Source organism: Sandarakinorhabdus rubra (genome assembly GCF_010994245.1).
GTDB classification, from domain to species: Bacteria; Pseudomonadota; Alphaproteobacteria; order Sphingomonadales; family Sphingomonadaceae; genus Sandarakinorhabdus; species Sandarakinorhabdus rubra.
In genome coordinates this window covers 1-6,285 of sequence record NZ_WMHO01000155.1, presented here as the reverse complement: position 1 = coordinate 6,285, position 6,285 = coordinate 1, and the positions used below count along the sequence as shown (strand labels likewise).

Sequence of the window (6,285 nt, the reverse complement as noted above, 5' to 3'; positions counted from 1 at the left end):
CCCGCGCCGGATCGCCCGGCCCCTGCGCCACCTCTGTCGCGTCCAGCCGCTGCGGCGCGGTTGCGAGCCAGCCCGCCACCGCACCCAGAATTGCGAGCCCCGCAAGGCCGGCCAGCCGCCGCCGCATGTCAGCCCTTCTTGATGCGGAAGCTTTCGTGGCAGCTCTTGCAGTTGGCGGTGACCATACCGAAGGCCTTGCCGAAATCGGCCAGCGTCGCCGGCTTCATCGCAACGGCGGCGGTGGTGTCCTTCTGGAACTTGTCGGTGGCGGCCTTCCAGTCCACCGGCATCGACCAGATCGCCGGGGCAGCTTCGGTCTCACCCTTGTTGCTGCCGGCCGGGAAATGTGCCGGGAAGGCCTTTGCGGCGGCCGCATAGTTGGCCAGGATCTTCTGGGCAGTGGCGGCATCGAAGGGGGTGGCGCCCTTCAGCATGTCGCCGCCCAGCTTGGTGTCACGGCCATTGCCCTTCATGATCGCCTGGCGGTCCTCGATCGGACCGGCGGTGGCAATGGTGGCCGGCAAGATCACGGCGCTGGCCAGCGCGGCAGCAATTACGGCACGCAGCATCATCAGGTCTCCCCATTTCAAGCCCATACGGCTGCCGCCTTCATATTCCCCGCAGGCCACCAGCGCCAAGCGGACAATTGGCGCAGGGGCGTCGGACGGCGGCTGTTGGCGGCTCAAGCCTTGAGGTCGGGCGGGGTGGCATCAGCGCGGATCAGCGCCACGGCGTCGGCCAGCGGCATCACCTTCTGGTCGCCACCCTTCAGGTTGCGCAAGGCAACCGTGCCTTCTTCCGCTTCACGCCGGCCGAGCACCAGCATGTAGGGCGCCTTCTGCAGGCTGTGTTCGCGCACCTTCAGGTTGATCTTCTCGTTCCGGAGGTCGGTTTCCACCCTTATGCCGGCGGCGCGCAGCTGGGCGGCGACCTGCCCGGCATAGTCATCCGCGTCGGAAACGATGGTGGCCACCACGGCCTGAACCGGGGCGAGCCAGGTCGGGAACCAGCCGGCGAAGTGCTCGATCAGGATGCCGATGAAGCGTTCATAGCTGCCCAGGATCGCGCGGTGCAGCATCACCGGGCGGTGGCGGTTGCCATCCTCGCCCACATAGGAGGCGTCGAGGCGCTCGGGCAGCACCGTGTCGGTCTGGATGGTGCCCACCTGCCAGGTGCGGCCAATGGCGTCGGTGAGGTGGAATTCCAGCTTGGGCGCATAGAAGGCGCCTTCGCCGGGCAGTTCTTCCCAGCCCCATTCCGGCGTGTTGCGGCCCGTGGCGGCCACGGCATCGCGCAGCGACTGTTCGGCCCAGTCCCACATCTCGTCGCTGCCGAAGCGCTTTTCCGGGCGCAGGGCCAGCTTGATGGCATAGGAAAAGCCGCCCAGATCCTTGTAGACCACGTCGAGCAGGTCGCAGAAGGCAGCGACTTCGCTGACCAGCTGGTCGGGCCGGCAGAAGATGTGGCCATCGTCCTGGGTGAACTGGCGCACCCGCATCAGGCCGTGCAGCGCGCCGTGCGGCTCGTTGCGGTGGCAGCAGCCCATCTCAGCGAGGCGCAGGGGCAGGTCGCGATAGGATTTGATGCCCTGCCGGAAGATCAGCACATGCGCCGGGCAGTTCATGGGTTTGAGCGCCATCCACTGCGCGTCGTTGCTCACCACCGGGCCCTCGTCCTCGGTGTTGGGCACCTCGTCGGGAATGACGAACATGTTCTCGCGATACTTGCCCCAGTGGCCGGACTGTTCCCACTGGCGCGCGTCCATGATCTGCGGGGTCTTCACCTCGTCATAGCCGGCCGGATCGAGCCGGCGACGCATATAGGCTTCCAGCGCCCGGTAGATGACGAACCCGCGCGGGTGCCAGAACACGCTGCCGTGGGCTTCCTCCTGCAGGTGGAACAGGTCCATCTCGCGGCCCAGCTTGCGGTGGTCGCGCTTTGCGGCCTCCTCCAGCCGGGTCAGGTGGGCATCGAGCTGCTTCTTGTTGAGCCAGCCGGTGCCATAGATGCGGGACAGCTGCGGGTTCTTGGGGTCCCCGCGCCAGTAGGCGCCCGACACGCGGGTCAGCTTGAAGGCTTGCCCGTCGAGCTTGCCGGTCGACGGCAGGTGCGGCCCACGGCACATGTCGAGCCAGTCCTCGCCCGACCAGTAGACCGAGAGTTCCTCGCCGTCGGGCAGGGTTTCCGCCCATTCCGCCTTGAACGTCTCGCCCTGCTGCTTCCAGCGGCTGATCAGCTGGCTGCGGCTCCACACCTCGCGGCGCAGCGGCTTGTCGGCCCGTATGATGGCGCGCATCGCCTCCTCGATCGCCGGCAGGTCATCCTCGGTGAAGGGGCCGCGACCGGGGGCGGGCGCGAAATCATAGTAGAAGCCGTCATCGGTCGACGGCCCGAAGGTGATCTGCGTCCCCGGAAACAGCTGCTGCACCGCTTCGGCCAGCACGTGCGCAAAATCATGGCGGGCCAGTTCCAGCGCGTCGGCCTCGTCCTTGGCGGTGACCAGCGCCAGCGCGGCGTCCCGATCGATCGGACGCGACAGGTCCACCACTTCGCCATCCACTTTCGCCGCCAGCGCCGCCTTGGCGAGGCCCGGCCCGATGCTGGCCGCCACCTCGGCACCGGTGGTGCCCCGCGTCACCTGCCGCTGCGAACCATCGGGGAGCGTGAGGGTGATGAGATCGGACATTCCGGGCCCTTGGACATGATGCAGTGCGGCTGCCGGTCGGCAACGCCCCCGCGCTTAGCCAAAAACGCCGGGCCTCGCCACCCTGCAACTGGCAAGCTGCCCCCTGGTTGGTCAGATGCTGGACTGGCGCTCCGGCTTCTGCCAGCCTTGCGCCATCTTCAGGGCAGGGGACGGCACATGATGTTGGGGCGCAGGCAGTTTCTGGCGGGCGCGGCCGTCATCGGCGTGGCTTCGGCAGCGCCGGCACAGGTGCTGCCCCCGCCGGGCCATGGCACGCCGCTGGGCACCAGCCCCTTCCCGCCGGAGGTCTATCGCGCCCGCCGCGCCCAGCTGATGGCTAAGCTGCAGGGCGGCCTGGCCGTGATCCACGGCGCCGATGCCTTCCCCGCGCCCGACAACACGCTTTCGGCCCCCTTCGTGCAGGATGGCGATTTTGCCTGGCTCACCGGCATCCGTGATGAGCCCGGCGCCGTGCTGGTGCTGGCCCCCGGCGAGGCAGTGGTGAAGGAATGGCTGCTGCTGCCAGCGCGCGATGTGGAGGCCGAACGCTGGGAGGCGGAGCGGCTGCCGCTGGGTTCACTGATCGAGCAGCGCACGGGCGTCCAGCGTGTGCTGCGCACCTCGGCGCTGGGCGGGCTGGTGACACGGCTGGCCGTGCGCGCCAAGGAGTTGCACTTTCTGGGGCCAATCGTTTCGGCCAACGCGCCGGTGCCCGACACGCTGGCACTCTATGGCAAGATCGCCGCGCGGGTGCCGGGCACCAGCATCCGCGACCAGTCCGGGCTGCTGACGGCGCTGCGCAGCGTCAAGGAACCGCGCGAGCTGGAATGGATGCAGAAGGCCATGGCCGCCACCCGTGCCGGCCACCTGGCGGCAATGCGCGGCGTGCGGCCGGGCATGACCGAGCGACAGCTGCGGCGAGTGCTGGAGGAAGGCTTTGCGGGCGCCGGCGGCACCGGCCTTGCCTACAACAGCATCGTGGCGGCGGGGCGCAACGCGGCATCCCTGCACTATGTCGCCGAAAGCGGGGCGATCCGTGATGGCGACCTGGTGCTGATCGATGCCGCCGCCTCGGTCGACGGCTATGCCTGCGATGTCACCCGCACATTTCCGGCCAATGGCCGTTTCACGCCCGCGCAGCGCACCGATTACGAGCTGGTGCTGGCAGCCCAGGCGGCGGCCGAGGCCAAGCTGAAGGCCGGTGTTGCCTATGATGTGCTGGAGGAGGCGGCCAAGGCGGTGTTCCGCAAGGCCGGGCGGATTGATGATTTCACCCACGGGCTTGGCCATTATGTCGGCCTTGATGTCCACGATCCCTTCGACCGGTCGCAGCCGATCCCGGCCGGCGCGGTGATCACCATCGAGCCGGGGCTCTATGTCCAGTCCGCCAACCAGGGCATCCGCATCGAGGATCAGTATCTGGTGACCGCTTCGGGCTGGGAGCGCATGTCGGCCGGCGTGCCGCGCAGCATTGCCGAGATCGAGGCGGCAATGCGCGGCCGCTGACCGCTTGTCAGCGATCCACGGCGCGCGTGTACAGGTGCCACGTTGCATAGCCCAGCACCGGCAGCGCCACCATCAGCCCGACAAACAGCGGCAGGGCGCCCAGCACCAGGATACCGGCCACCATCAGGCCCCAGATGATCATCGTCACCGGGCTGCGGCGGAAGGCGGCGAGCGAGGTGAACACCGCGGTCGCCGGCGCTACGCCCTTGTCCACCACCATCGGGAAGCTGAACGCTGCCAGCGCCAGCGAGACGAGGGCAAAGCCGGCGCCAACCAGATTGCCGACAATGATGAGTTCCAGGCCCTGGCTGGTGCCGAATAGGTCGGCGATGAAGGCCGCCGGGGTTGCCGGCCCCAGCTGGCCCAGTGTTGCGGTGTAGAGGGCCTGCGCGGTCATCACCCACAGGATGAAGATGGTGGCCAGCATGGCGGTCAACAGCGCAATCGGCAGGCGCGACCGGCCCTTCAAAGGGTCAAGGAAATGCTGCCAGCTGGCGCTCTCGCCGGTTTCTCGGCGACGCGCCAGTTCATAGAAGCCGGCGGCCGCGATCGGCCCCAGCAGCGCAAAGCCGGCAACCAGGGGAAAGATCAGCGGGAACAACCGGGCGTTGAAGGCGAAATACGCCGCCAGCACGACAACCATCGGATAGATGATCGGCAGCAGGATCAGATCGCCACGCCGCGACCGGAAATCGTCCCAGCCGCGCCGCAGCGCCCAGCGCAGATCATCGGTGGTGAGAGCGCGGACCGGCGCCATGTCAGTCGGCGTCGCGATGAGTTCCATGGGAACCTCCTCGGCTAACCTTCTCGAGGCTGGACTATACCCCAATTCCGCCGATTTGGCCAATCGCGGTTCCCATCCGGCCCGGCTTGGCCTATCCCCACCGCATGGATGGCCTGCAGCATCTCGAGCATGATGGCGCCGCGCTGGCCTATCGCTTCCAGCCCGGACATGGCCCCCTGCTGGTGTTCCTGCCCGGCTACATGAGCGACATGACCGGCGCCAAGGCCGAGGCGGTGGCGGCCTGGGCAAAGGCGCGCGGGCAGGCCTGCCTGCGCCTCGATTACAGCGGCTGCGGGGCCAGCGGCGGCGATTTCCTGACCGGCAGCATCGGCCGCTGGACCGATGATGCACTGGCTCTAGTCGATCATGCCTGGCCGCAGGGGCCGGTGATCCTCGTTGGCTCGTCGATGGGCGGCTGGATCGCGCTGCGCGCCGGCTGCAAGCTCAAGGATCGGCTGGCAGGGCTTGTCGGCATCGCGGCGGCGCCGGATTTCACCGAATGGGGTCTCAGCATCGGCGAGGCCGAGCGGCGCCAGCTGGAGATGCAGGGCTGGTTCAGCCGGCCATCGGACTATGGCGAACCCTATCGCTATTCGCGCGCGTTCATCGCCGACGCGCCGGCCCAGCTGCTGCTGGACGGCCAGATCGCCATCACTGCGCCGGTGCGGCTGCTGCACGGCCAGCGCGACACGGCGGTGCCGTGGCGCCTGTCGCTCGACATTGCGGCGCGGCTGACAGGCGACGATGTTCAGGTGCGGCTCATCAAGGATGGCGACCATCGCCTGTCGCGTGACAGCGACCTTGCCATCCTCAATGCCACGCTGGGCGAATTGACGTGAAGCTGCTGCTGCCTCTCCTCCTGCTGGCCGCGCCGGTGCTGGCTGCCCCCTCCGATCCCGGCCGTTATGCTGCCTGCATGGAGGTGGCGCCCAAGGATCCGGCGCGGGCGCTGCAGCTGGCCTATGGCTGGCTGGCCGAAGGTGGCGGCGTGCCGGCGCGCCACTGCCTGGCGGTCAGCCAGATGCGGGCCGGCCATCACGCCGCGGCGCTGAAAAGCTATGAAGCGGCCGGCATACAGTCAGAAGACCAGCGCGACGGGCAGGCGGTGGCGCTGTGGCGACAGGCCGCCGATGCCGCGATGATCGCCGGCCGCCCGGCTGATGCCGCGCGCTTCCTCACCCGCGCGCTGGCCCGGCCCGGCGGGCTGGAACTGTCGCCGCGCGCCGCCGCCGATCTCCATATTTCCCGGGCCGAGGCGCTGGTGGACAGCGGCGACGACGTGGGCGCGCTGGCCGATCTGGATGCCGCC

General features: G+C 68.5%; 5 protein-coding genes and 1 pseudogene. 3 read left to right on the top strand and 3 right to left on the bottom strand.

What is annotated here, in order from left to right:
• Positions 1–128: 128 nt before the first annotated feature.
• Together GJV64_RS10155 and thrS are read right to left on the bottom strand one after the other, a co-directional pair.
• Complete coding sequence (locus tag GJV64_RS10155; RefSeq protein ID WP_164157123.1) at positions 129–572, bottom strand: c-type cytochrome; 444 nt, start codon at positions 570–572, stop codon at positions 129–131.
• 110 nt (positions 573–682) lie between these two features.
• Positions 683–2,686: a threonine--tRNA ligase gene (thrS, locus tag GJV64_RS10150; protein ID WP_164157122.1), complete on the bottom strand. Its 2,004-nt coding sequence runs from the start codon at positions 2,684–2,686 to the stop codon at positions 683–685.
• Positions 2,687–2,863: 177 nt separating this feature from the next.
• Here thrS and GJV64_RS10145 point away from each other — a divergent pair, with 177 nt between their 5' ends.
• Positions 2,864–4,192: an aminopeptidase P family protein gene (locus GJV64_RS10145; protein ID WP_235927690.1), complete on the top strand. Its 1,329-nt coding sequence runs from the start codon at positions 2,864–2,866 to the stop codon at positions 4,190–4,192.
• Between the two features lie 7 nt (positions 4,193–4,199).
• Here GJV64_RS10145 and GJV64_RS10140 read toward each other — a convergent pair whose 3' ends face one another.
• On the bottom strand, positions 4,200–4,976 hold the full coding sequence (locus tag GJV64_RS10140; protein WP_164157121.1) for a DUF2189 domain-containing protein: 777 nt from the start codon (positions 4,974–4,976) through the stop codon (positions 4,200–4,202).
• Positions 4,977–5,080: 104 nt separating this feature from the next.
• Between GJV64_RS10140 and GJV64_RS10135 the strand changes: the two genes are divergently transcribed.
• On the top strand, positions 5,081–5,815 hold the full coding sequence (locus tag GJV64_RS10135) for an alpha/beta fold hydrolase (protein WP_164157124.1): 735 nt from the start codon (positions 5,081–5,083) through the stop codon (positions 5,813–5,815).
• Positions 5,812–6,285: pseudogene (locus GJV64_RS10130) on the top strand (hypothetical protein); the annotation flags it as partial. The gene GJV64_RS10135 and the pseudogene GJV64_RS10130, both read left to right, overlap by 4 nt.

Excerpts from the sequence above, each read along its gene's own strand:
- GJV64_RS10155 (WP_164157123.1), bottom strand. The coding sequence starts at position 572 with ATGATGCTGCGTGCCGTAATTGCTGCCGCGCTGGCCAGCGCCGTGATC.
- thrS (WP_164157122.1), bottom strand. The coding sequence starts at position 2,686 with ATGTCCGATCTCATCACCCTCACGCTCCCCGATGGTTCGCAGCGGCAG.
- GJV64_RS10145 (WP_235927690.1), top strand. The coding sequence starts at position 2,864 with ATGATGTTGGGGCGCAGGCAGTTTCTGGCGGGCGCGGCCGTCATCGGC.
- GJV64_RS10140 (WP_164157121.1), bottom strand. The coding sequence starts at position 4,976 with ATGGAACTCATCGCGACGCCGACTGACATGGCGCCGGTCCGCGCTCTC.
- GJV64_RS10135 (WP_164157124.1), top strand. The coding sequence starts at position 5,081 with ATGGATGGCCTGCAGCATCTCGAGCATGATGGCGCCGCGCTGGCCTAT.